Source organism: Rathayibacter tanaceti (assembly GCF_001634385.1).
GTDB lineage: Bacteria > Actinomycetota > Actinomycetes > Actinomycetales > Microbacteriaceae > Rathayibacter > Rathayibacter tanaceti.
On the sequence record NZ_LIIN01000001.1, the window covers coordinates 26,916 to 49,684 of the forward strand.

Consider the following 22,769-nt stretch of genomic DNA (forward strand, 5'->3'; position numbering starts at 1 on the left):
CCGTCTGCGCCTGCGGCTACGGCCGCCAAGGCTCCTCGCCCGAGCGCCCGTCGCCGCGGCGGCGGAGGTAGCGCTCGAACTCCTGCGCGATCGCCTCACCGCTCGCCTCCGGGGAGTCGACGGTGTCGCGAGCCTGCTCGAGCTGCGCGATGTACGCGGCCATCTCCTCGTCCTCGGCCGCCAGGGCGTCGATGCCGCGCTCCCACTCCTCGGCCTCCTCGACGAGGTCGCCGCGCGGGATCGCGAGTCCGACGATCTCCTCGAGCTTCTCGAGTAGCGCCAGCATCGCCTTGGGCGACGGCGCGTTGTGCACGTAGTGCGGAACGGAGGCCCAGATCGAAACGGCCGGGATGCCCACCTTCTGGGCGGCCTCGCCGATCACGCTGAGGATGCGACCGGCCCCTCGTAGCTGGAGCGCTCGAGCTCGAACGAGGTGCGCAGCTCGGCGTTCTCACTGGAGGCGAAGATCGAGATCGGGCGGGTGTGCGGGACGTCGGCGAGCATCGCGCCGAGGAAGACCACCGCCGAGATGTCGATCGCCAGCATGGCGTCCACGACCTCGGCCGCGAAGCTCTTCCAGCTCCGAGAGGGCTCCGTCCCGATCATGAGGTAGAGGGCGCTCTCGGCGTCGACGGAGGTCTCGGCCGGGCCGAAGATCTGCGTGCCGGGCCACGAGAGGCTGCGGCGCCCGTCCTCGCCGATGGATAGCATCGGACGGGTGTACTGGAAGTCGTAGTACTGCTCGGCGTCGACCGCGAAGAGGGGCACGTAGTCCCCGGCGTCCTTGACCAGGCGCAGCGCACCGCTCGCGGCATCGCCGGCATCGTTCCAGCCCTCGAAGGCCACGACCAGGACGTTCCCCGTGATCACGTTCATAGGCAGGGTCTCCGCGTTCGGCTCGATGTCGGGGGAGCGGACATCGCGCCTGCCCCGTCGGTCCAGGATAAGACCCGCCTCCGACGCAGTCCGCCCGGGCCCGCGGATTCGGGGCACTGTTCGCTCCCGGCTTCCGACCCCGAGGAGCCTCCGCCCTGCCGGTACCATGGTCGCTCGTGACTCCCGAGACCTCCGCCCGCCCACAGACCTCCGAGCACGTCCCTCTGGGCGGCCCGGCAGCCGTGCTCTGGGACATGGACGGCACGCTGGTCGACACCGAGCCCTACTGGATGGCCTCGGAGCACGCCCTCGTCTCGTCGTTCGGCGGGGTCTGGACACACGAGGATGCGATGAGCCTGGTCGGCTCCGGCCTGCCTGCGTCCGCTCGGATTGTGCAGGGCAAGGGCGTCGACCTGTCTGTCGAGGCGATCATCGATCGGATGACGGACGAGGTGATCGCCCGGCTGGCCGTCAGCATCCCGTGGCGCCCCGGCGCCCTCGAGCTCCTGGAGGCCGTGCGCCGGGCAAATGTTCCGCAGGCGCTCGTCACCATGTCGATCGGCCGGATGGCCTCCGCCGTCGTCGACCGCCTCCCGTTCCCCGCCTTCGCGGCCGTCGTGAGCGGTGACATGGTCGAGCGCAGCAAGCCCGACCCCGAGGCGTACCTCCTCGCGGCGAGCACGCTCGGCGTCGACATCGCCGCGTGCGTGGCGATCGAGGACTCCCACGCCGGTCTCGGCGCCGCGGTCGCCTCGGGTGCCGCCGCGATCGGAGTGCCACACCAGCTCGAGCTCGACACAGCGGCCCCCTACGCCCTCTGGCCCACCCTCACGGGCCGCACCCTCGCAGACCTCGCGTCGGTGTCCTCCGAGCACCGCGGCTCGTGCCCGGTCACGACCGAGACGGAGGCCCGCCGATGACCGGTGAGGCACTGCAGCATTCCGGCCCCTTCCGTGCTGGCGACCGCGTCCAGCTCACCGGCCCGAAGGGACGGATGAACACCATCACGCTCGTTCCGGGCAAGGTGTTCCACACCCACCGCGGAGGCATCGAGCACGACACCGTCATCGGCCTGCCCGACGGCTCCGTGGTCACCAACACCGTCGGCGTCGACCACCTGGCGCTACGTCCCCTGCTCGCCGACTTCGTCATGTCGATGCCCCGCGGAGCAGCGATCGTCTACCCGAAGGACGCCGCCCAGATCCTCGCGCTGGCCGACGTCTTCCCCGGCGCTCGCGTCGTCGAGGCGGGCGTCGGCTCCGGGGCCCTCTCGCTCTGGCTGCTGCGCGCGGTCGGCCCCGCGGGTCGCCTGGCGTCGTTCGAGCGGAGGGAGGAGTTCGCCGAGGTCGCCCGCGCCAACGTCGAGACGTTCCTCGGTTACGCGCCGGACAACTGGAGCGTCACCGTCGGAGACCTGGTGGAGGCGCTGCCCGGCACCGTTCCCTCCGGTGAGGCCGACCGTGTCGTCCTCGACATGCTCGCGCCCTGGGAGTGCCTCGATGTCGCCGCCGAGGCGCTCACGCCCGGGGGAGTGCTGCTCTGTTACGTCGCCACCGTCACGCAGCTCTCGCGGGTGGCCGAGGCGATCCGGTCGTCCGGACTCTTCACGAACCCCTCCTCGAACGAGACGATGGTGCGCGGTTGGCACGTCGAGGGACTCGCCGTCCGCCCCGACCATAGGATGATCGGCCACACCGGCTTCCTGATCACTGCTCGTCGGCTCGCGCCGGACACCGTCCTCCCCGAACTCAAGCGCCGTCCCTCGAAGACCGACTTCAGCGACGAGGACGTCGAAGCCTGGACGCCGGGCGCGCTCGGCGAACGCGCCGTCAGCCCGAAGAGCCTGCGCAAGCGCGTGCGCGAGTCCGCCGCCAGTGCCGAGCTCTCGCGGGCGCGCGGCTTCGGCGAGGAGGCGGCCGGAGCCGGCGGCGACGAGGGCATCCTCTAAGCTGTTCCCGGCCTCCGGGCCGTCACCACCCCGGGCGTCACCGCTCCCCTTCTCCCGAATCGAGGACCCGTGCGCAGGACCACCGCGCTCATCGCCGGCATCGGCATCGTCGCCGCACTCACGGGATGCTCCGCGTCCTCCTCACAGGCGGACTGCGACGCACCCTTCTCCTCCGGGAACTCCTCGTCGGCGGTCAGCGCGACGGGAGACTTCGGCTCAAAGCCCGAGGTCACCGTGCCGACGCCGCTCAAGGCTGACGGCACCCAGGTCAGCACTCTGATCGAGGGCTCGGGATCCCCGCTCGAGAAGGGGCAGCTGGTCACGATCGACTACACGCTGGTGAACGGAGCCGACGGCACCGTGCTCGAGACATCGCCCTACGACGGATCGAGCAGCGCGCGATTCGGCGTCGGCGGTGCCGGGCTGGTCGGCCTCAACGAGGGCCTGCTGTGCACCCGGGTGGGCTCGCGGGTGGCGATCGCCATCGCTCCGGAGGACGGCTTCGGCCAGGCCTCCGCGCAGCTGGGCATCTCGCCCGACGACACGCTCGTCCTCGTCGCCGACGTGCGCAGCGCCTCCCTCGCCCGCGCCGACGGAGCGGCCCAGCCCGTGCCCGACGGCTTCCCGAACGTGACGCTGGGCACCGACGGCCGCCCGGGTCTCGCGAAGCCCTCCGGCGACGCTCCGACCGATCTGCGTATAGCGCAGCTGAAGAAGGGCGACGGCGACGTCATCGCCGAGGGCGACCAGGTGGTCGTCGCGTACACGGGTTGGACGTGGAGCGACGGCAAGGTCTTCGACTCCAGCTGGGAGAAGGGCGGGCCCGCGGTGTTCGCCGCCGCCGACGGCTCGACCACCCAGGGAGGCGTCATCCCCGGCTTCGCGAAGGCGCTGGTCGGCCAGCCCGTCGGATCCCAGGTGATCGCGGTCATTCCTCCGGACCAGGGCTACGGAGCCCAGGGCTCGCCGCAGGGCGGGATCCCCGGCGGCGCGACGCTGATCTTCGTCGCCGACATCCTCGGAAAGGCCTGACCCGGCCCGGCCCTAGACTGGAGGGCGTGCCTGCCGACGCCCCGTCCTCGAGCCGCGTCCCGGCCGAGGAGCGTCTCTTCAATCTCGTGCTGGCGCTCGTCGCCGCAGAGAACGGCCTGACGAAGGCCGATGTGCTCTCGACGGTGCAGGGCTACCGGCAGCGGTCCGATCGGGGCGACCGGGCATCGCTCGAGCGCCAGTTCGAGCGCGACAAGGACGACCTGCGCGAGCTCGGCATCCCGATCGAGACAGTGGACGCCCCGGGAGACCCGGGGAACACTCAGACGGTCCGCTATCGGATCGCGAAGCACAGCTACGATCTCCCGGCCGATCTCACCTTCGATCCGGAGGAGCTGGCCCTCCTGCGTCTGGCGGGGGCGGTCTGGCGCGAGGGCACCCTCTCGGCCGAGTCGCGGCGCGCGCTGATCAAGTTGCGCTCGATCGGCGTCGACTCGGTCGATCCGGTCATCGGCATCAGCCCGTCGATCCGGGTCAGGGAGGCCTCCTTCGAGCCGCTGACCGCCGCGCTCGACCGCGGCCAGGTCGTGCGCTTCCCCTACCTCAAGCCCGGAGGCGAGGAGCCGCGGATCCGCACCGTGCAGCCCCGCGCCCTGGTCAACCACCAGGGCCGGTGGCACCTGTACGGCTGGGACGAGGGCGCCGCGGGAACGCGGACCTTCCTGCTCTCCCGGATCGTCGGACCGGTCACGACCGGCGGTCCCGCGCCGGAGGCCGGGGGCGATCACGCCGCGACGGCGCTCGCCCAGCTCGACGAGATCCTCCAGCGCAACAGCGCGCTGGTGCGGATCGCTCCCGCCTCCGACGCCGCGCTCCGTCTGCGCGGCCGTGCCGAGCCGGCCGGCGACGAGAACGACACGCTGCGCCTGCACTACACCGACGCCGACATCCTCGCGGACGAGCTCGCCGGCTACGGCCCCGAGGTGCGCGTCCTCGAGCCTCTGGAGCTGCGCACGCGCGTCCTCGACCGCCTCCGCCGCAGCCTCGACGACCACGCAGGAGGCGTCCATGGCTAGGCTCGCTCGCTTCAGGCTCGCGATCGCCTCGCCGTGCTGCTCTCGCTCGTGCCCTACCTGCTCGACCGCGGGCGCGTCTCGGTGCACGAGGTGGCCGAGCACTTCGAGATCCCCGAGGAGGAGGTGCGCCGCGCCGTGCGCCTCATCGCCGTCTCCGGGATCCCCGGCGAGACGGCGCAGTACCAGGCCAACGACCTGTTCGACATCAGCTGGGACGACTTCGAGGAGAACGACCACATCGTCCTGACCCAGCAGGTCGCGATAGACGAGTCGCCCCGGTTCTCGGCGCGTGAGGCCGCCGCTCTGATCGCCGGTATGCAGTACCTCGCGGCGCTCCCCGAGAACCAGGGCAACGATCGGATCGCCTCCCTGATGGGCAAGCTCTCGCGAGGAGCCTCGTCCGCGCCCAGCGCCGTGGCCGTCTCGCGCGGCACAGCCGACAGCACCGTAGCGCTGCTCCGCTCGGCGATGGCCTCCGCCACCCAGGTCGCCTTCGACTACCGCAGCGCGCGGGGCGAGACGGAGTCCCGGCTCGTCGACCCCTTCGTGCTCGAGTCCGTCGACCGCGACTGGTACCTCCGTGGCTGGGACCATCTACGGGAGGGAGTGCGGACCTTCCGGGTCGACCGGATGAGCTCGCTCCGCGACACGGGGACCCCGATCGTCCGCCGCCGGAACGAGGTGACCCTCTCGGAGCGGCTGTTCGAGGCCTCCGATTCGGACCTCGTCGTGGAGTTGCGCGTCGCGCCGAGCGCTGTGGTCCTGCTCGGCGACTACGCGGTGGATGCCGAGTTCCCCGATCCTGCACCGAGCGACGAGGACAGCGCTGTCCTCGTGCGGCTCCGCGTAGCGCACTTGGAGGGGTTGACCCGCCTGGTTTCGTCGCTCGCGGGCTTGGTGACGGTGGTGGCGCCCTCGGAGGCGCGTTCCGCGGTAGCCCAGTGGGCGGCGGCCGCTCTGGCCGCGAACGAAGAGGAGGCGTCGTGACCTGGTGGTCGTGGATCCTGATCTGGCTGGTGCTCGTGCTGGCCGCTTTGGCCGTGCTCGTCCTGTTCGCACTCTCCTACTGGCGCAAGGGAAGGCTCCTGCTCGGTCAGCTCGCAGAGGTCACCGCGAAACTCGAGGCGGTGAGCCCTGGCGCCATCGAGGCAGCACCGCCACGACCGGGGTCGTCGCTGTTCGCGGATCGGGATGCGGTCCGGCGCCGGCACGAGGCGCGGCGCGACGCCCGGCGCGACAGGATCGACCACTCTCGGTCGTCGCGGGTCGAACGGGGTAAGCTCCTGATACACCGCAACCGACAAGTGAAGTGAGTCTGTAATGTTCGCTGGCCTCCAGGGGTGGCACCTCCTGATCATCCTCGCCGTGATCCTCCTGCTCTTCGGTGCGCCCAAGCTCCCGCAGCTCGCCCGCAGCGTCGGGCAGTCGATGCGTATCTTCAAGAGCGAGGTCAAGACCATGAAGGACGAGGACGGCACTGAGCGCAGTGAGTCGGCCGAGGGGACCACCGGCACCGCCGCGGGCTCCACGGGTTCGACCACCGCCACCGGCACCACCACGCCGCCCGAGTCCCCGATCAAGTAATGACCTCCGTGGCAGAGAAGAAGCCACGGACGAAGCGATCGAAGAACCCCGATGGGCGCATGTCGCTCGGGGCGCACCTGATCGAGCTTCGCAACAGGCTCTTCAAATCGGCGATCGCGATCGTGATCTGTTGCGTCGTCGGCTGGTTCGCCTCGGAATGGGTCTTCGAATCGCTGAAGGCTCCCATCGCCGTCGTTGCCGCAAGCCAGGGCAAAGAGGCGATCCTCAACTTCCCGACCATCGCCGGAGCCTTCGACCTGAGGCTGCAGATCGCGATCACGGTGGGAATCGTCCTGGCGAGCCCGGTCTGGCTCTACCAGGTCTGGGCGTTCCTCGTCCCGGGGCTCACCCGCAAAGAGATGAAGTACGGCCTCGGGTTCATCCTGACCGCCATTCCGCTGTTCTTCGCAGGATGCGCGGCCGGCTGGTTCGTGTTCCCGCACATCGTGGAGTTGCTGACCGGCTTCACCGGCTCCGACGCGGCGAGCTTCCTCGACGCCAAGATCTACTACGAGTTCGTGCTCAAGCTCGTCCTCGTTGTCGGAATCGCCTTCGTGCTTCCGGTGTTCCTCGTGCTGCTCAACTTCCTCGGCGTCCTGCCCGGGATGCTGATCCTCAAGTCGTGGCGACTGGCGATCATGGCGATCGTTCTGTTCACCGCGATCGCGACGCCGGCGGCCGACCCGATCTCAATGTTCCTCTTGGCCATCCCGATCATCTTCCTGTTCTTCCTGGCCTGCGGGATCGCGATCCTGCACGACAGACGAGCAGCGAAGCGCCAGATCGTGTTCGACGGCAGTCCCTCCGACCTGCCGGCGTGACCGAACCGTCTCCTGCAGAGCGTTTCGCCGCGTTCCGCACCCGACAGGGCCATGCGAGGGTCGAGGCGTTCCGCTCGACCCTCGCATTCGACCTCGACCCGTTCCAGTACGAGGCGTGCAGCGCGCTCGACGACGGGCACAGCGTCCTGGTCGCCGCACCCACGGGCGCAGGCAAGACAGCGGTCGCCGAATTCGCGATCCACCTCGCCATGCAGGATCCGGCGGCGAAGGTCTTCTACACGACGCCGATGAAGGCGCTCAGCAATCAGAAGTTCCAGGAGTTCGTCCAGGACTATGGAGCGTCCGAGGTCGGCCTGCTCACGGGCGACTCCAATGTGAATGCCCGTGCTCGGATCGTCGTGATGACGACCGAGGTCCTCCGCAACATGCTCTACGCCGACTCCGATCTGCTCCGCGATCTGGCGTACGTCGTCATGGACGAGGTGCACTATCTGGCCGACCGGTTCCGCGGCGCGTGTGGGAGGAGGTCATCATCCACCTCCCGCAGCGCGTCCGGCTGGTCTCGCTGAGCGCGACCGTGTCGAACGCCGAGGAGTTCGGCGACTGGCTCCACACCGTCCGCGGCGAGACGGAGGTGATCGTCTCGGAGGAGCGTCCGGTGCCGCTCGACCAGCACGTGCTGGTCGGCGGCAAGCTGGTCGATCTGTTCGACTCGTCCGGCCGCGCCGCGACCAACAGGGTGAACCCCGAGCTCGCGCGGATGGCACAGGGCGGTTCGAGGGTCGAGCGCGGCGCCAGAGGCGGACGCGGTTCCGGTCGTGGTGGGCGTGGGCCGTACCAGGCCGCGCCGAGGGAGGAGGCGGTGCTGCGCTCGGACGTCGTCGAGATCCTCCGAGGCAAGAACCTGCTGCCGGCCATTTTCTTCGTGTTCAGCCGGGCGGGATGCGATCAGGCCGTGCGTCAGGTGCTGCGCTCGGGAGTGCGGCTCACGGAGCGGCACGAACGCGACGAGATTCGCGCGATCGTCGAGGAGCGCTGTCGCACCATCCGCGACGAGGACCTCGCCGTGCTCGGCTACTGGGAATGGCTCGACGGGCTACAGCGCGGTGTCGCCGCCCACCACGCCGGGATGCTACCGGCCTTCAAGGAGGTCGTGGAGGAGTTGTTCCTACGCCGTCTGGTTCGCGTCGTCTTCGCGACCGAGACACTCGCCCTGGGGATCAACATGCCCGCGCGGACGGTCGTGCTCGAGAAGCTCGAGAAGTTCAACGGCGAAGCGCGGGTCCCTGTGACACCGGGGGAGTACACGCAGCTCACCGGCCGGGCCGGACGCCGCGGGATCGACGTGGAGGGCCACTCGGTGATCCAGTGGCGCGGCGGAATGGATCCGCAGGCCGTCGCCTCCCTCGCCTCCCGCCGCACGTACCCCCTCAACTCGAGCTTCCGGCCCAGCTACAACATGTCGGCGAACCTCATCGAGCAGTTCGGCCGAGCGCGCACCCGCGAGATCCTCGAGTCGTCGTTCGCGCAGTTCCAGGCAGACCGTTCCGTGGTCGACCTCGCGCGTCGGGTACGGCAGCAAGAGGAGTCGCTCGAGGGTTACGTCACGGCGATGCAGTGCCATCTCGGCGACTTCGAGCAGTACGCGGCGATCCGACGCGAGATCGGCGATCTCGAACGCAGGGGAGCGGTGCGCGGTGAATCGGCCTCGCACGCCGAGCGGGAGAAGCGCCAGGGCCAGTTGACGAGTCTTCGCCGTCGGATGAAGGCTCACCCCTGCCATGCCTGCTCCGACCGCGAGCAGCACGCTCGCTGGGCCGAGCGCTGGTGGAAGCTGCGCCGCGAGACCGATGAGATCGAACGGCAGATCCGCTCGCGCACCGGCGCTGTGGCGCGCATCTTCGACCGCATCACCGAGGTTCTGCTCGAGCTCGGCTACTTCCGCCGCGACGACCTCGCGGAGCTCTCGCTCACGCCGAATGGTCGGACGCTGCGCCGCATCTACGGCGAACGCGATCTCCTCGTCGCCGAATGCCTGCGGAAGCAGGCCTGGACCGAACTCGATCCCGCGGCCTCGCCGCGATGGCGTGCTGCCTCGTCTTCGAGCCCCGGCGAGAGGAGGGGACTCTCGGTGAGAGGTTCCTTCCCCGAGGCGCGTTCCCTGAGGCGCTCGAGAGGACGCAGCTGCTGTGGGCCCGCCTCGACGACGTCGAGCGCGATCACCGTCTCCCGGGCAGCAGTCCTCTCTCGACGAGCCTCGCCCTGTCGATGAACATGTGGGCGAAGGGCATGCCGCTCGACGCGGTGCTCCGTGAATCCGACATGGCCGCCGGCGACTTCGTGCGCTGGGCTAAGCAGACCATCGACCTCCTCGATCAGCTCTCGGTGGTTGCCGAGGGCAAGGTGGGGCGGGCCGCGCGGACCGCCCTCGATCTGGTGCGCCGAGGGATCGTCGCCCACTCGACGGTCGCATGAGGCCGCTTCCTCCTCCAGCGGACGGGCGCACAGTCCCGCTGTGGGTCGCGGTGCCCCTCTCTGCGCTCGGCGGGGCGGTGCTCGACCGCGGTTTCCCCGACTCCGATGTCTGGCCGCTCGCGATCGTCGGAACGGCCGCGATCCTCTTCGCTCTCGCGGGGCGCGGCTTCTGGAGCGGTGCCCTCGTCGGCCTCGTCGGCGGAGGCGTCTTCTGGGGCGTACACATCTCCTGGCTGACCCTCTACCTCGGTCTGGTCCCGTGGGCCGCTCTGGCCGTGCTCCAGGCGATCTTCTTCTCCCTCTCCGCAGGCCTGATGGCGGTCGCGTCGACGCGGGGCTACCGGGTCTGGACGGGTCCGCTCGGCCGGATGGTGGGCCTGCCCGCTGTGCTCGCCGCCCTGTGGATCGGGCGTGAGACGGTCACGAACGTCTGGCCGTACGGCGGATTCGCCTGGGGCAGGCTGGCCCTCTCCCAGTCCATCAGTCCGCTCGCCGGATTAGCCGCCTGGGTCGCTTCGCCGGGCTCGGCTTCGTCGTCGCGTTCCTCGCGGCTGTGCTCGCCCAAGCGGTTCGCACGGTCTCGGTGCCGGCCTCGTCGCGCTCGACCGCGCTCGTGGCTTCGCCGTCGTGGCGCTCGTCTTCCCGGCCTGGCCGGCTCCGACGGAGGGGACGACGCGGATCGCGGCGGTGCAGGGTGACTCCGATGCGGGCCTGTTCTCGCAGAGCTATCGGGGGCAGATCCTCGAGGATCACACCTCGGCGACCCTGCCGATCCTCGACGAGGACGTCGACATGGTCGTCTGGCCCGAGAACGGTGTCGACATCGACCCGACGCGCAACGCTCAGTCGGCGGCGGTTCTCGACTACCTCAGCCGCACGATGGACGTCCCCTTCATCGTCGGCACGATCACCAACCCCTCCGACGACGTCTTCTACAACAGCTCGCTGCTGTGGAAGGCGGGGGAGGGAGCGACCCAGGTCTACGACAAGATGCACCCCGTTCCCTTCGCCGAGTACATGCCCGATCGTGCCTTCTGGCGCTTGTTCGCCCCCGACCTCGTCGATCTGGTCAGTCGTGACTACTCGATCGGGACTCGGCCGAATGTGTTCGACGTGAACGGAGTGCTGGCCGGCATCGCGATCTGCTTCGACATCTCGGACGACGCCCTGACCAACGCCATGATCGACGGGGGAGCGCAGGTCATCCTCGGGCAGACCAACAACGCCGATTTCGGCCGCACGGACGAGAGCGTGCAGCAGCTCGCGATCGCGCGCCTCCGGGCCATCGAGACCGGGCGCAGCGTCGTCAACATCTCCACCGTCGGAACCAGCGCGATCATCGCACCCGACGGGTCGACGATCGATTCCCTGACATGGTTCGAGCCGGGTGCCATGGTGGACGAGGTCCCCCTCGCCTCCACCACGACCCCGGCTCTCGTGTGGGCTCGCGACCTCGGCTGGTACTTCCTGGCCGTCGGCCTCGTCGGCACGGTCTCGTTCGTCCTCAGGACTCGCGTGCCGCGCCGCCGCTCCCGCTGAGCTGCGCTAAGCGCCGATTTTGTGCTCGCCGCGACGCGCACGAAGGTAGGCGAGCCGCTCCTCGAGCAGTTCCTCCAGCTCGGCGCGGGTGCGGCGCTCGAGCAGCATGTCCCAGTGGGTTCGGGGAGCCTTCTGCTCGCCCTTGTCCACGACGACCGGCTTCGAGTCCACCATCAGAGTCGCCTCGTGTCCGCACGAGCGGCACTCCCAGGTCTCTGGCGCCTCGGCATCGGCCGAGAACACCATGTCGGTGTCGTGGCCGCAATTGGCGCAGTGGTACTCGTAGGTCGATCGCGGGGAGAAGACGACGCCTTCTTCGCTCTGCAGGCTCTGGGATCCGAGCCGCATTCCTCGCAAGCTTCGATCTGCCATTGTGTGGTCTCCTCTCGCTGTGCTCCACCAGTGTCAACGTCGTACCTGGAGGTGGACTTCCGGTCCCTGCCTTTGCCAGAAAATCCTCAGGTCGGAGGCGTATTCCGCCTCTGCGGGCGCTTCGCCCGGCCGTCGGTCAGCACGGTGTCCACGGCGGTCCGGGCGAGATCCGTGCGATCGGTGACGAGTCCGTCGACACCGAGTGCCAGCAGCTCCGCCATCCGAGTCGGATCGTCGATGGTCCAGAGATGGATCTCGCATCCGCTCCCGCGCAGACGCCGAAGGATTCGCGGCTCGGTGACGCGCAGGCCGAGCACGCTTTCGGGGACCTGCAGCGCGTGGATCCCGTCGAGAACGAGTCGGATCGGCCAGGCGATCCCGAGGTGCGCCGCGACGAGGGCGACTGCGAATCGTGCAGCGGAGGCAGACGTCGCCGCGCCGGGGAGCAGGCGGATCGTCGCGGACCGGCGGCGCTCCGAGAAAGAAGTGATCAGCACGCGTCCGAGGGCGCGCACATCCCGGACGGCGTCGGCGACGGGCACCACCGCATCGGCGGACTTGACGTCGATGTTCAGACGAGCCGTCCGGAACTGCAGCAACACCTGCTCGAGGGAGGCGAGCCGGGCGCCGCCCGCGAGATCGAGGGAGGCGAGTTCCTCCCAGCGCTCGGCGGCCACGCGATGCGTCCGACCCGACGAGTCGACGACCTCGGCGTCGTGCACCAGCACGGCGACCCCGTCGAGTGAGGCGCGGACGTCGGTCTCGAGCAGATCTGCGCCGGCCGCGACGGCCCGCTCGAAGGCGGCCGGAGTGTTGGCCTCGACGGCCGGACCGAAACCGCGGTGCGCGATCACCCTGGGTGTCGGGCCGCTCAGGAACAGCGGCCGATCGGGTGCGCGCATCGCGGGTCGAACCGAGCGGGGGTCAGGCGGACGGCGCCGGGGGAGCACCGCCGACGTCCTGCGTGCGGCTCTCGGTCGATCCCTGCACGCGCTGGCCGAACGCACCGCCGACGCCCTTGAGGGCCTCCGTCAGCTCGCTCGGGATGACCCAGAGCTTGTTGGCGCTGCCCTCGGCGATCTTCGGGAGGGTTTGGAGGTACTGGTAGGCGAGAAGCTCGCTGTCCGGGCGGCCCTCGTGGATCGCGTGGAATACGGTCGTGATGGCCTTCGCCTCACCCTCAGCCCTCAGGATCGCCGCCTTCGCCTGTCCCTCGGCGGCGAGGATCGCGGCCTGACGCTGACCTTCCGCGTTGAGGATCTGCGACTGCTTGGTGCCCTCGGCGGTGAGGATCACCGCACGGCGGTCACGCTCGGCACGCATCTGCTTCTCCATCGAGTCTTGAATGGACAGGGGCGGGTCGATCGCCTTGAGCTCGACGCGACCGACGCGGATGCCCCACTTGCCGGTCGCCTCGTCGAGGACGATGCGCAGCTGACCGTTGATGTTGTCGCGGGAGGTCAGTGCCTCCTCGAGGTTCAGTCCGCCGACGACGTTGCGGAGGGTCGTGGTCGTGAGCTGCTCGACCGCACCGAGGTAGTTGGCGATCTCGTACGTCGCGGCACGCGCATCCGTCACCTGGAAATAGACAACGGTGTCGATCGAGACGACCAGGTTGTCCTCGGTGATGACGGGCTGTGGCGGGAACGAGACGACCTGCTCGCGCAGGTCGATCAGTGGACGCACACGGTCGACGAAGGGCACCACCAGATTGAGGCCGGGGAGGAGGGTCTTGTGGTATTTGCCCAGCCGCTCGACCACCCCCGCTGTCGCCTGCGGGATGATGCGGACCGCCCGGAACAGGACGACCAGCGCGAACAGGACGATGACGGCGACGACGATGAGCGTCACGAGTGCTGAGGTGGTCACGGAGTGCTCCTTTCGGCGGGGACGACGACCGCGGTCGCGCCCTCGATGGCGGTGACGACGACGCGCTCGCCGACTCCGAGTGCGCGGTCCTCGACGAGGGAAGAGAGGCGGACCGTCCAGGTCTCACCGTTCGAGAGCTTCACCTGGCCGGCACCGGAGCCGGCGAGCACGACGCTGCCGGCGAGACCGAGGAGCGCATCCGCGCCGCTCGGAGTGGGATCACCGCCGCGTTTGAGAAGGCGGAGCAGCGGCGGGCGGACCGTGAACAGCAGCAGGGCGGCGAGGATCGCGGCGACGGGGACCTGGATCCAGAACGGAGCGCCGATGAGGCCCGTCACGAGACCGCCGACGCTGCCGACGGCAAGCATCAGGAAGGTGAACTCGAGAGTGATCATCTCGACGATGACGAAAATCAGGATCAGCGCGAGCCAGAGGATCCACGCGTACTGGGTGACAGCGTCCATGCTGACTGCTCCTTCCCCTCGATGAGCACTTCCACGGTAGCAACAGGCCCCGGGCGAGCGCTGGGAGAGAGGGGGAGGGAAGCGGGCGGTGCGGGACGCTTGGTAAGCTCATCCGTCGGGTTGCGGCCCGTCATCGTGCCCGATCCGGCCCCGCGCCGGCGTCCTGGAGGAAACCCTCGTGTCCAACCCCCTCGCACCCGGCTCCCTTGACGGCATCCGCGCCCTCGTCACCGGATCGTCCCGCGGCATCGGAGCCGACACGGTCCGCTACCTCGCCGAAGCGGGTGCACGCGTGGTCGTCAACTACCGCTCGAAGGCCCCCCGCGCCGACAAGCTCGTCGCCCAGATCGCCGAGGCCGGCGGCACGGCCATCGCTGTCGGAGCCGATCTCACCGACGCCGAGTCGCGTGCCGCGCTGTTCTCGCGGGTCGAGCAAGAGTACGGCGGACTCGACGTGCTGGTGCTCAACGCCTCGGGCGGCATGGAGAGCAACAGGGGAGAGGACTACGCGATGGTCCTCAACCGCGACTCGCAGGTCGCGACCCTCGATGCGGCGCTGCCGCTGCTCGGCGAGGGCTCCCGCGTCGTGTTCGTCACGAGCCACCAGGCGCACTTCATCCGCAGCACGCCGACCATGCCCGAGTACGAGCCCGTCGCCCTCTCGAAGCGCGCCGGCGAGGACGCTCTGCGTGCGAGGATCGGCGAGCTCGCCGAGCGCGGCGTGGAGTTCGTCGTCGTCTCGGGCGACATGATCGAGGGTACGATCACGGCGACGCTGCTCGAACGCTCGAACCCGGGCGCGATCAGCTCGCGCCGCGAATCTGCGGGCAAGCTCTACAACGTGCAGGAGTTCGCGGCCGAGGTCGCCCTCGCGGCCGTCGAGCCGATCCCGGCCGACAACACGCGCCTCGTCGGCGACGTCTCGGACTTCGCCTGACCGCTCCGCTCGTCCGAGCAGGGACAGCGGGCTGCTGACGAGTTCCGGGGCCGCTTCGCTTTATCCGATAATGCACATTATGTCAGTTCGAGGGAGACGGCGAGGTTGTGGACCGGCCACTCGACTTCTGCTTCTGCCGGCACTGGTGCTCGCGTTCATCGCCCTGCGCCTCGTGTTCGTGGTTGTGCACAAGCGCACCCGGTTCCCGGGTGCGGGCGAGACCGAGCAGAACGTTGTCGGCGATCTGGAACGACGGCCCGTCTTGGTCGGCCAGGACGCGCCTCGTGACGGGTGGACGTGCTCTACGTCCACGGCTGGCCGTCTCCTCCGCGACTTCGACGAGCTCGTGCGTTCGACACTCGCGTTGCCGCTCTCTCCTGTCTCGATGGGTCAGAAGCGGGAGGCGACGTCGTACAGCACGTCGTCGTCGCCGGCGTAGATGCCGTCCCGACGGGGCCAGTGCGAGACGACGTCGGTGAAGCCGAGCTCGCCGGCGCGGCCGACCATGTCGTCGAAGCGGGACGCGCTCTCGAGCGAGTAGTCGCCTCCTGAGTCGAGCGAGAGGTGGCGCTCGACGCTCCTCGGGTCTCTGCCCGCGGTCTCGAGGGCATGGTCGAGTCTGCCGGCGAGGTCGGCAACGCCGCTCCACCACTCCTCCCCCGTCCGCTCGGCGGGCCCGGTGGTGACCCAGCCCCGACCGTGCTCGGCGACCAGCGCGAGCCCGCGCGGGCCGTTCGCGGCGAGCACGAAGGGAACACGCGGTCTTTGCGCCGGCTCCCCCACCATGCGTGCAGCGCGCGCTGTGAACCACTCCCCTGCGATGTCGACGCCGTCCGAGCCCGGCTTCTCGAAGCGGAGCAGGACGTCGAGAGCCGTCACGAACTCGGCGAAGCGCTCGTGGCGCTCCCGCGGTGTATACGACGGCTGGCCGAGGACGCCGGCATCGAAGCCGGTTCCGCCGGAGCCGACCCCGAGGAGGATCCGGCGCCGGCCATCTCGTCGAGCGTCGCGATCTCCTTGGCGAACGGGACGGGATGTCGGAAATTCGGCGACGCGACGAAGGTGCCCAGACGCAGCGTCTCGGTGACGAGGGCCGCCGCGGTGAGTGTCGGTACCGTCGCGTGCCACGGCTCGCCGGCCAGGGAGCGCCACGAGAGGTGGTCGTAGGTCCACGCGTGGTCGAAGCCGAGCCCTTCGGCGGACTGCCACTTCCGGCGGGCGACGGCCCACGGGTCCTGCGGGAGGATGACGATGCCGTGTCGCATCGTCCGAGTGTAGGTCTGCGACGGCCTCACAGTGCGGCGGGCGGCACCGGAGGCGGATCGGGCACCTCGTCGACCACCGATCGCGGAACCATCAGGGTCGGCAGCGGCACTCGGCCAGGTCACCGCTCGCGCGCGTGCTCGAGCTGATGGAGCAGCCCGCGGGCGTCCGCGCTCACCCGTCGCGCGAGACCGGGATGGGCGGCTCCAGGATCGTCGAACGCGGCGGCCAGCGCGCTGAGCACACGAGCGGTGCTGCGCAGGTCGCCCTCCCCCATCGGCATCGGCTCACCTCGTTTGTGGATACTGCCGTCGGCGTGTCAGCGGCGGAACTCCTCCGCGGCGCCGAACGCTAGACGCGGCCGGTCGCGCAAGGCACGACGGTTGACAGATCCGCTCCCGGCGGGTCGGAGGGATCCTCCTGGCTACGCTCGGCGAATGGAGGAGCTCGAACCCGGCCCGCGGGACCGGCGTGTCCAGGTGGAGGGCCGGGGCCGTCGCCCGGATCGAGGTGGACGGTGTCCTCGCCGCCCGCGGCCAGGTCGGGGTGAGCGGGAGCGATGCGGTGCTGGACCGGATCGAGACCGGGGCGGAGTTCCGGCGGCGCGGGCTCGGAGGTCTCGTGGTCGGTGCGCTGACCTCCTGGGCAGGAGGCGAGGGCGCGCGGACCGGACTGCTCCTCGCGAGCGCGGACGGTCACGCTCTCTATCGCTCGCTCGGCTGGGCGGTCGCCGCGCCGGCGAGCACCTGGCGTGGATCCGACGGCGTGGAAGTTTGACAGGACATACATACATCTCTACAGTCGTCCCGAGGATCTCGGACGAGGCCCCATCACTGCACCGGCGCCGTGAGAGGCTGCCGACCACTCCCAGGAGGATCCTTGAGCACGACCGACATCGGTGTCGCCGTCATCGGCGCAGGCATGGCAGGCAAGGCGCACGCGGCCGCGTACCGCACCGCCCCCGCCGTGTACGGCAACACCCTCCCTCCGATCCGCCTCGTCGCGATCGCCGACACCTTTGAACCCCTCGCGAGGTCAGCGGCCGAGCGGTTCGGCTACTCCCGGCACGAGACCTCCTGGCGGGCCATCGCCGACGCGGAGGACATCGACGTCGTGTCGGTCGTCGTCGCCAACCACCTCCACCGCGAGATCGTCGACGGGCTCCTCGCCGCAGGCAAGCACGTGCTCTGCGAGAAGCCGCTCTCGGATTCGATCGCCAGCGCCCGCGCGATGGCCGAGACCGCCCGCGGAGCAGATCGGATCGCTCGGATCGGACTCACCTTCCGTCGTGCGCCCGGGATCGCCTACCTCCACGAGCTCATCGGGACGGGCGTGCTCGGCGACGTCCTGCACTTCAGCGCACGCTACTGGACCGACTACGCCGCAGACCCGGGTGTCGGCATCAGCTGGCGTTTCAAGGGCCCCCAGGGATCCGGGGTCCTGGCTGACGTCGGCAGCCACGTGTCCTACCTCGCCGAGTTCCTGGCAGGACCGGTCTCCGAGGTCAGCGGAGGACGGTTCCGCACGGTCATCCCCGAGCGCCCTCGGCCCCTCGGCGCCGTCTCCGGGCACGGAACCACCGCCGTGAGCGACGAGCTCGACACCGTCGAGAACGACGACTACGCGGCCTTCTCCCTCGGGTTCGAGAGCGGAGCGGCCGGTGCGGTCGAGGTCTCCCGGGTCGCGGCCGGGCATCCGAATACCCTGCAACTCGAGGTCTTCGGGTCCCGGGGCGCGGTGCGCTGGACGCAGGAGCGCCCGGCAGAGGTGCAGCTCTACCTCTCGGAGGGACCGGCAGCGCAGCGCGGCTACCGCACCATTCCCCTGGGGCACGACCACCCGTACATCGCCGGCGGCCTCCCCCTCGATGTCTCCGGCGTGGGCTTCGGTCAGAACGAGGGCTTCGTCTTCCAGTCCCGCGCGTTCCTCGAGGAGGTGGCGGGGCTGCCCGAAGCCGACTCCCTCCCCCGGAACGCCGGGTTCGACGAGGCCCTGCACAACATGCTCATCCTCGACGCCGTCACGCGCTCCGCCGCGGCCGGTGGCGCGACCCAGACGATCGGAGACTGATCGTGCGACTCGGCCTCTACAACGCGATCCTCCACGACCGCAGCCTTCCCGAGGCGATCGACGCGATCGCCGACGCCGGTCTCACCGGCCTCGAGCTCAACACCGGCGGCTTCCTGCCTCCCGTGCACATCCCCGACCTCGACCGGATCCTCGAGAGCGACGCCGCCCGCGACGACTACCTGGGTCTCTTCGAGGGCACGGGCGTCTCCCTCGCCGGCCTCAACTGCAACGGCAATCCTCTGCATCCCACACGGGCCATCGGCGAGAAGCACGCGGAGGACATCCGCCGGTCGGTCCGCCTCGCCGAGCGTCTGGGCCAGGACCGCGTCGTCACGATGTCGGGCCTGCCCGGAGGCGAGCCCGGGTCGACACGGGTGAACTGGGTTGTCAACGCCTGGAACTCCGCCGCGCTCGACGTGCTCGATTACCAGTGGGAGATCGCCGCGGACTTCTGGCGCGAGACCGACCGACTGGCCGCCGACCACGGCGTGAAGATCGCGCTGGAACTCCACCCGCAGAACGTGGTCTTCAACTCGGCCGACGTCCACAAGCTCCTCGACCTGACCCGCGCCACCCACCTCGGCGTCGAACTCGATGCATCGCACCTGTTCTGGCAGCAGATGGATCCGATCGCGGTCGTCCGCCACCTCGGCGAGCTGGTCGTTCAGGCCGCCGCCAAGGACGTCAGGATCAATCCGGCGACGGCCGACCTGAATGGCGTGCTCGACAACAGCTTCCGACGCCTCTCCCCCGACGAGCCCCGCACCGGCCTGGGAGGAGACGAGTGGGCCAACGAGTGGCCCCGGCCCGCGTCCTGGGACTTCGTGGCTCTGGGCAAGGGGCACGATGTGGCCTACTGGACCGAGTTCCTCGGCGCCCTCCGCGAGGTCGACGAGGACATGCTCGTCAACATCGAGCACGAGGATGTCGAGCTCGACCGTATCGAGGGCATCCAGGTCGCGGCAGGAGTCCTGAAGGCCGCCGACGACGCGTTGACCGCCTCGCTCGCCGAGGTGTGAGCGAGCGTCCCTGCAGGTGCGCAGCGGGATCGGTGCCCGGGCGCGTCCCGCGGGCGGCGGAGGGACTCCCTCCCCGCTCCGGGGCGCCCGAGCACGATGCCGTCTCGCTCCGGCGCCGAATCCGCCACGTGACGCGTATCTTGCGCCACCGCGTCATAGTGAGCGGTCGGGCGAGTCCCCCTACTATGCCCCTGCTGCACGCTGCCCCCGACTCCCCCACCCGCTCCTCCGTCCCCCGCCGCCGTGGGCGCCGTCTCGACGTGCTCGCCATCGCGGCGGCCGCTCTCGTGAACGAGCGATATCTCGACCGGAGCTTCACCCTGCCGGGTCTCGCCGCCGAGCTCCGCGTCAGCGTGTTGCTGCTCAAGATGCGCTTCCGCCGCTTCTACGGCCTCGCGCTCGACGAGCACCTGGCCCTGCGCCGCCTCGAGCTCGCCGAAGTGCTGATGGCCAGCACGCCCGTCGCGCTGGGCGGCCTCGAGCGGATCGCCCGGGGCGCGGGATACCGGGGTGCGGCCGAGCTCGACCGCGACCACCGGCGTTTCAGGCGCAGCTCGGCACTCGCAGCCTGGTTCCGTGTCTCGCCGCGGCGCGACCCGCTCGACATCGCCGTGCGCCCGGTCGTGCCGATCCGTCCCGAGATCGAGATCCTCGCGCCTGTGAGCATGCTGCCGCAGCGGGGCTGAGCCCTGCCGGTGGGGCGGTACAGTGCGACGATGCACTCCCCGGGCTCCCTCCGATGACCGCCGTCCGCTACGTCGCGATCGGCGACTCCTTCACCGAGGGCGTGGGGGACGAGCGCCCCGACGGCGTTCCACGGGGCTGGGCCGACCTCGTCGCGCAGGGCTGGGCGCGGGCCGGCGGCGAGCGGATCGAGTACGCCAACCTGGCGATCCGCGGGCGTCTGATCGCGCCGATCCTGGCTGAGCAGCTCGAGCCCGCCCTGGCGCTCGGCCCCACTCACCTGTCGTTCAACGGAGGGGGCAACGACATGCTCCGCCCACGCGCCGACATCGAGCGCATCGCCGATGCCTACCTGCGCGTGCTCGAGCGCTGCGACGAGCAGGGGGTCACACTGATCGCCCTCGCCGGCGCGGATCCCTCACCCCGGCTTCCTCTCGGCGCGGTTGTCCGTCGGCGCGGTGACGCTCTCACCGACGCCGTCCTGCGCCGGCTGGGGCATCGCAGCGACGTCGTGGTCGCCGACAACTGGCACGACCCGGCCTTCGCCGATCCCGCGCTCTGGTCCGAGGACCGCCTGCACCTCGGCCCGCGCGGGCACGTCCGAGTGGCGGAGAGGGTGCTCCGTGCGCTGGGGATGACGCCGTCGGCCCTCGAGGGGACGGCGCCCGAGCGGGGCGCCCGCTCCCGTGTCGCCTCCACTCACTACTACCGCCGGCACGTCGCCCCCTGGGTGCACCGGCGGCTCACCGGGACCTCCTCCGGAGACGGGCGCGCGGCGAAGTACGCGGCGTTCGTGCCGATCGAGCCGGTCTGACCCCTGCGATCAGCTCCAGCCGAACCGAGCGGAGAGGACGCGGGCGACCGCGTCGTACCGCGCGCGCCCGAGAGCAGCGCCCTCGCGCCGCATCCCCGCAGGATGCACGCGGAAGACGCGCTCCGGGTCGACCCAGCTCGGCCGCCCCTCCGAGTCCCAGGCCCCCGTCCCGACCGCGAGGTAGCCCGAATGCTCCTTTGAGCTCAGGCGCACCGCCAGGACGGTCCCCGCCTTCTCGACGGTCAGCACCAGTACCGGCCGGTCCTTGCCGCGGCCGTCGTGCTCCTCGTAGGGCACCCAGGTCCAGACGACCTCGCCGGGGTCCGGATCGCCGTCGGGGGTGGGGGCGTAGTCCAGTCGGACTCCGCGCAGCCGCGACGGGTCGACCTCGACCGTGCGCCCCACGCCGCTGGCGCCGGGAGTCGGTGCGGTCGTCGTCAGGTACGGGCGTTGCGGGAGTGGTCCGGCATCGGCACGAGGGGCACTCGCCCGTCCGAAGAGTCGGAGGAGCAGGGAGAGGACCGAACGCGAGGAAGGCACCACGGCACCCTAGCCCGGATGCGTCGCGGCCGGTCGGAGGCGTCGCACGAACGACGGCGGGGTGCCGACCCGAGGAGCCGGCACCCCGCCGAGTGCTGTGTCGTGAGGGTCTAGTCCGCGAGGACGTAGCCCGCCTCGCCGTGGATCGCGGTGTCGATGCCCGCGATCTCGTCCTCGTTCTTCACGCGGAATCCCATCGTCTTCTGGATCACGAAGCCGATCAGCAGGGTCATCACGAAGGAGTAGATCAGGACGGTGAAGGCCGCGAGCGCCTGCGCGCCGAGCTGGGCGAATCCGCCGCCGAGGAACAGGCCGACGTCGGTCCCGAAGAAGCCGATGTACAGCGTGCCGATCAGGCCGCCGACCAGGTGCACGCCCACCACGTCGAGGGAGTCGTCGTAGCCGAGGCGGTACTTGAGGTCGATCGCCAGGGCGCAGACGGCACCGGTGATCACGCCGAGCACGATGGCCCAGAAGGGCGAGAGACTCGCACACGCCGGGGTGATCGCGACCAGACCGGCAACCGCTCCGGAGGCAGCGCCGATCGAGGTCGGCTTGCCGTCTTTGATCTTCTCGACGACGAGCCAGCCGAGGATCGCGGCGGCCGGTGCGGCGATGGTGTTCAGGAAGGCGACTGCAGCGATCCCATCGGCTGCCAGCTCCGAGCCGGCGTTGAAGCCGAACCAGCCGAACCAGAGCAGACCCGCGCCGAGCAGCACGAACGGCGGGTTGTGCGGCTGGTGCGCGCCCTTGGTGAAGTTCACGCGCTTGCCCAGCACCAGGGCGAGGGCCAGGGCGGCCGCGCCGGCGTTGATGTGGACCGCGGTGCCGCCCGCGAAGTCGATCGCGCCGACGCCGTAGGCGATCCAGCCGCCGTCGACGACGGATCCGGTGTCGGGGTCGAGCGTGAAGTTGAAGACCCACGAGGCGACCGGGAAGTAGACGACCGTCGCCCAGACACCGGCGAAGACCATCCACGCGCCGAACTTGGCCCGGTCGGCGATGGCCCCCGAGATCAGCGCGACGGTGATGATCGCGAAGGTCGCCTGGAACGCGGCGAAGGCGAGGGTCGGGAAGGCCGATGTCTGCTCGCCGAGCGCATCCGTGTAGACACCCTGCAGCCCGATCTGGGCGGTGTCGATGCCGAGGACGCCGTCGATGCCGACGAAGGTGTCCGCGCCGGCGGGGCCGTCCGGCCCGTTCCCGAACGCGATCGCGTAGCCGTAGAGGACCCAGAGGACACCGATGAGCCCCATGGCGCCGAAGCTGAGCATCATCATGCTGATGACGCTCTTCGCGCGGACCAGACCGCCGTAGAAGAAGGCGAGTCCGGGGGTCATGAGCAGGACCAGCGCGGCTGCGATGAGCAGGAACGCGGTATTGCCTTGATCCATAGTTGAACCTCTCGTGAGTGTGCAGAGAAAAACCCGGAGCGGGAACGCGGCGTCGATGCACGTCCTCGGGACA

Annotated in this window: 25 protein-coding genes and 2 pseudogenes; 17 read left to right on the plus strand and 10 right to left on the minus strand. The window is 70.0% G+C overall.

Translation table 11 applies throughout. The annotated features are described in order from the left end of the window. Window positions 1-16: 16 nt before the first annotated feature. Window positions 17-876 (minus strand): annotated as a pseudogene (locus ACH61_RS00105) (proteasome assembly chaperone family protein). A gap of 176 nt (window positions 877-1,052) precedes the next feature. Here ACH61_RS00105 and ACH61_RS00110 point away from each other — a divergent pair. From ACH61_RS00110 to lnt, 11 genes and pseudogenes are all read left to right on the plus strand, one after another. Continuing rightward, window positions 1,053-1,796, plus strand: coding sequence for an HAD family hydrolase (locus ACH61_RS00110; protein WP_269085043.1), 744 nt, complete (start codon window positions 1,053-1,055; stop codon window positions 1,794-1,796). Continuing rightward, window positions 1,793-2,824: a tRNA (adenine-N1)-methyltransferase gene (locus tag ACH61_RS00115; RefSeq protein ID WP_068207033.1), complete on the plus strand. Its 1,032-nt coding sequence runs from the start codon at window positions 1,793-1,795 to the stop codon at window positions 2,822-2,824. The genes ACH61_RS00110 and ACH61_RS00115 overlap by 4 nt, the downstream gene beginning before the upstream one ends. A gap of 69 nt (window positions 2,825-2,893) precedes the next feature. After that, window positions 2,894-3,856, plus strand: coding sequence for an FKBP-type peptidyl-prolyl cis-trans isomerase (locus ACH61_RS00120; protein WP_068207036.1), 963 nt, complete (start codon window positions 2,894-2,896; stop codon window positions 3,854-3,856). 26 nt (window positions 3,857-3,882) lie between these two features. Continuing rightward, entirely contained in the window at window positions 3,883-4,890 is a 1,008-nt protein-coding gene (locus ACH61_RS00125; protein ID WP_068207039.1) for a helix-turn-helix transcriptional regulator, read from the plus strand. Between the two features lie 33 nt (window positions 4,891-4,923). After that, complete coding sequence (locus ACH61_RS00130; RefSeq protein WP_068207042.1) at window positions 4,924-5,877, plus strand: helix-turn-helix transcriptional regulator; 954 nt, start codon at window positions 4,924-4,926, stop codon at window positions 5,875-5,877. Next, window positions 5,874-6,203 carry a hypothetical protein gene (locus tag ACH61_RS00135; protein ID WP_068207046.1) on the plus strand — a complete coding sequence of 110 codons (330 nt, stop codon included), beginning with the start codon at window positions 5,874-5,876 and terminating at the stop codon, window positions 6,201-6,203. Before ACH61_RS00130 ends, ACH61_RS00135 begins: the two co-directional genes overlap by 4 nt. Window positions 6,204-6,210: 7 nt before the next feature. Beyond that, window positions 6,211-6,474, plus strand: coding sequence for a Sec-independent protein translocase subunit TatA (gene tatA, locus ACH61_RS00140; RefSeq protein ID WP_068207049.1), 264 nt, complete (start codon window positions 6,211-6,213; stop codon window positions 6,472-6,474). After that, window positions 6,474-7,295, plus strand: a complete 822-nt coding sequence (tatC, locus tag ACH61_RS00145) for a twin-arginine translocase subunit TatC (protein ID WP_413784011.1) — start codon at window positions 6,474-6,476, stop codon at window positions 7,293-7,295. Before tatA ends, tatC begins: the two co-directional genes overlap by 1 nt. Further along, window positions 7,292-9,731, plus strand: a pseudogene (locus ACH61_RS00150) (DEAD/DEAH box helicase). The gene tatC and the pseudogene ACH61_RS00150 overlap by 4 nt, the downstream one beginning before the upstream one ends. A 50-nt stretch (window positions 9,732-9,781) precedes the next feature. Continuing rightward, entirely contained in the window at window positions 9,782-10,429 is a 648-nt protein-coding gene (locus tag ACH61_RS15905; protein WP_082844888.1) for a hypothetical protein, read from the plus strand. Beyond that, window positions 10,359-11,270 (plus strand): apolipoprotein N-acyltransferase, encoded by a 912-nt coding sequence (lnt, locus tag ACH61_RS15910; protein WP_082844889.1) that lies wholly within the window; start codon window positions 10,359-10,361, stop codon window positions 11,268-11,270. Before ACH61_RS15905 ends, lnt begins: the two co-directional genes overlap by 71 nt. 6 nt (window positions 11,271-11,276) lie before the next feature. Here the strand turns inward: lnt and ACH61_RS00160 are convergent, their stop codons facing one another. The 4 genes from ACH61_RS00160 to ACH61_RS00175 all read right to left on the minus strand — a co-directional run bounded on the left by ACH61_RS00160 (window position 11,277) and on the right by ACH61_RS00175 (window position 13,975). Then, window positions 11,277-11,642, minus strand: coding sequence for an RNA polymerase-binding protein RbpA (locus tag ACH61_RS00160; RefSeq protein WP_068207052.1), 366 nt, complete (start codon window positions 11,640-11,642; stop codon window positions 11,277-11,279). Window positions 11,643-11,728: 86 nt separating this feature from the next. Next, window positions 11,729-12,544, minus strand: a complete 816-nt coding sequence (locus ACH61_RS00165) for a glycerophosphodiester phosphodiesterase family protein (RefSeq protein WP_068207054.1) — start codon at window positions 12,542-12,544, stop codon at window positions 11,729-11,731. A gap of 22 nt (window positions 12,545-12,566) precedes the next feature. Next, window positions 12,567-13,493, minus strand: coding sequence for an SPFH domain-containing protein (locus tag ACH61_RS00170; protein ID WP_413784012.1), 927 nt, complete (start codon window positions 13,491-13,493; stop codon window positions 12,567-12,569). Between the two features lie 14 nt (window positions 13,494-13,507). Further along, on the minus strand, window positions 13,508-13,975 hold the full coding sequence (locus ACH61_RS00175) for an NfeD family protein (RefSeq protein WP_068207060.1): 468 nt from the start codon (window positions 13,973-13,975) through the stop codon (window positions 13,508-13,510). A 178-nt stretch (window positions 13,976-14,153) separates the two neighbouring features. Between ACH61_RS00175 and ACH61_RS00180 the strand changes: the two genes are divergently transcribed. Continuing rightward, a complete protein-coding gene (locus ACH61_RS00180) occupies window positions 14,154-14,912 on the plus strand; it encodes an SDR family oxidoreductase (protein ID WP_068207063.1) in 759 nt (252 codons plus the stop codon). Between the two features lie 390 nt (window positions 14,913-15,302). Here the strand turns inward: ACH61_RS00180 and ACH61_RS00190 are convergent, their stop codons facing one another. The 3 genes from ACH61_RS00190 to ACH61_RS17170 form a co-directional block, all read right to left on the minus strand. Then, window positions 15,303-15,893 (minus strand): LLM class flavin-dependent oxidoreductase, encoded by a 591-nt coding sequence (locus ACH61_RS00190; protein WP_330220110.1) that lies wholly within the window; start codon window positions 15,891-15,893, stop codon window positions 15,303-15,305. Further along, window positions 15,788-16,177, minus strand: a complete 390-nt coding sequence (locus tag ACH61_RS18915; RefSeq protein ID WP_330220109.1) for an LLM class flavin-dependent oxidoreductase — start codon at window positions 16,175-16,177, stop codon at window positions 15,788-15,790. The genes ACH61_RS00190 and ACH61_RS18915 overlap by 106 nt, the downstream gene beginning before the upstream one ends. A gap of 119 nt (window positions 16,178-16,296) precedes the next feature. Further along, complete coding sequence (locus ACH61_RS17170) at window positions 16,297-16,458, minus strand: hypothetical protein (protein ID WP_158286064.1); 162 nt, start codon at window positions 16,456-16,458, stop codon at window positions 16,297-16,299. 188 nt (window positions 16,459-16,646) lie between these two features. Here ACH61_RS17170 and ACH61_RS00195 point away from each other — a divergent pair, with 188 nt between their 5' ends. The 5 genes from ACH61_RS00195 to ACH61_RS00215 all read left to right on the plus strand — a co-directional run bounded on the left by ACH61_RS00195 (window position 16,647) and on the right by ACH61_RS00215 (window position 20,762). Continuing rightward, window positions 16,647-16,952 carry a GNAT family N-acetyltransferase gene (locus ACH61_RS00195; protein WP_068207068.1) on the plus strand — a complete coding sequence of 102 codons (306 nt, stop codon included), beginning with the start codon at window positions 16,647-16,649 and terminating at the stop codon, window positions 16,950-16,952. A 102-nt stretch (window positions 16,953-17,054) separates the two neighbouring features. Continuing rightward, window positions 17,055-18,245 (plus strand): Gfo/Idh/MocA family protein, encoded by a 1,191-nt coding sequence (locus ACH61_RS00200; RefSeq protein ID WP_269085045.1) that lies wholly within the window; start codon window positions 17,055-17,057, stop codon window positions 18,243-18,245. 2 nt (window positions 18,246-18,247) lie between these two features. Then, window positions 18,248-19,264, plus strand: a complete 1,017-nt coding sequence (locus ACH61_RS00205; protein ID WP_068207072.1) for a sugar phosphate isomerase/epimerase family protein — start codon at window positions 18,248-18,250, stop codon at window positions 19,262-19,264. 185 nt (window positions 19,265-19,449) lie between these two features. Next, a complete protein-coding gene (locus ACH61_RS00210; RefSeq protein WP_068207075.1) occupies window positions 19,450-19,950 on the plus strand; it encodes a helix-turn-helix transcriptional regulator in 501 nt (166 codons plus the stop codon). A gap of 53 nt (window positions 19,951-20,003) precedes the next feature. Beyond that, window positions 20,004-20,762 (plus strand): SGNH/GDSL hydrolase family protein, encoded by a 759-nt coding sequence (locus ACH61_RS00215; RefSeq protein ID WP_068207077.1) that lies wholly within the window; start codon window positions 20,004-20,006, stop codon window positions 20,760-20,762. Between the two features lie 9 nt (window positions 20,763-20,771). Here ACH61_RS00215 and ACH61_RS00220 read toward each other — a convergent pair whose 3' ends face one another. Beyond that, a complete protein-coding gene (locus tag ACH61_RS00220; protein ID WP_082844893.1) occupies window positions 20,772-21,302 on the minus strand; it encodes a type II toxin-antitoxin system PemK/MazF family toxin in 531 nt (176 codons plus the stop codon). A gap of 110 nt (window positions 21,303-21,412) precedes the next feature. Further along, window positions 21,413-22,696, minus strand: a complete 1,284-nt coding sequence (locus tag ACH61_RS00225; RefSeq protein ID WP_068207080.1) for an ammonium transporter — start codon at window positions 22,694-22,696, stop codon at window positions 21,413-21,415. Window positions 22,697-22,769: the final 73 nt, after the last annotated feature.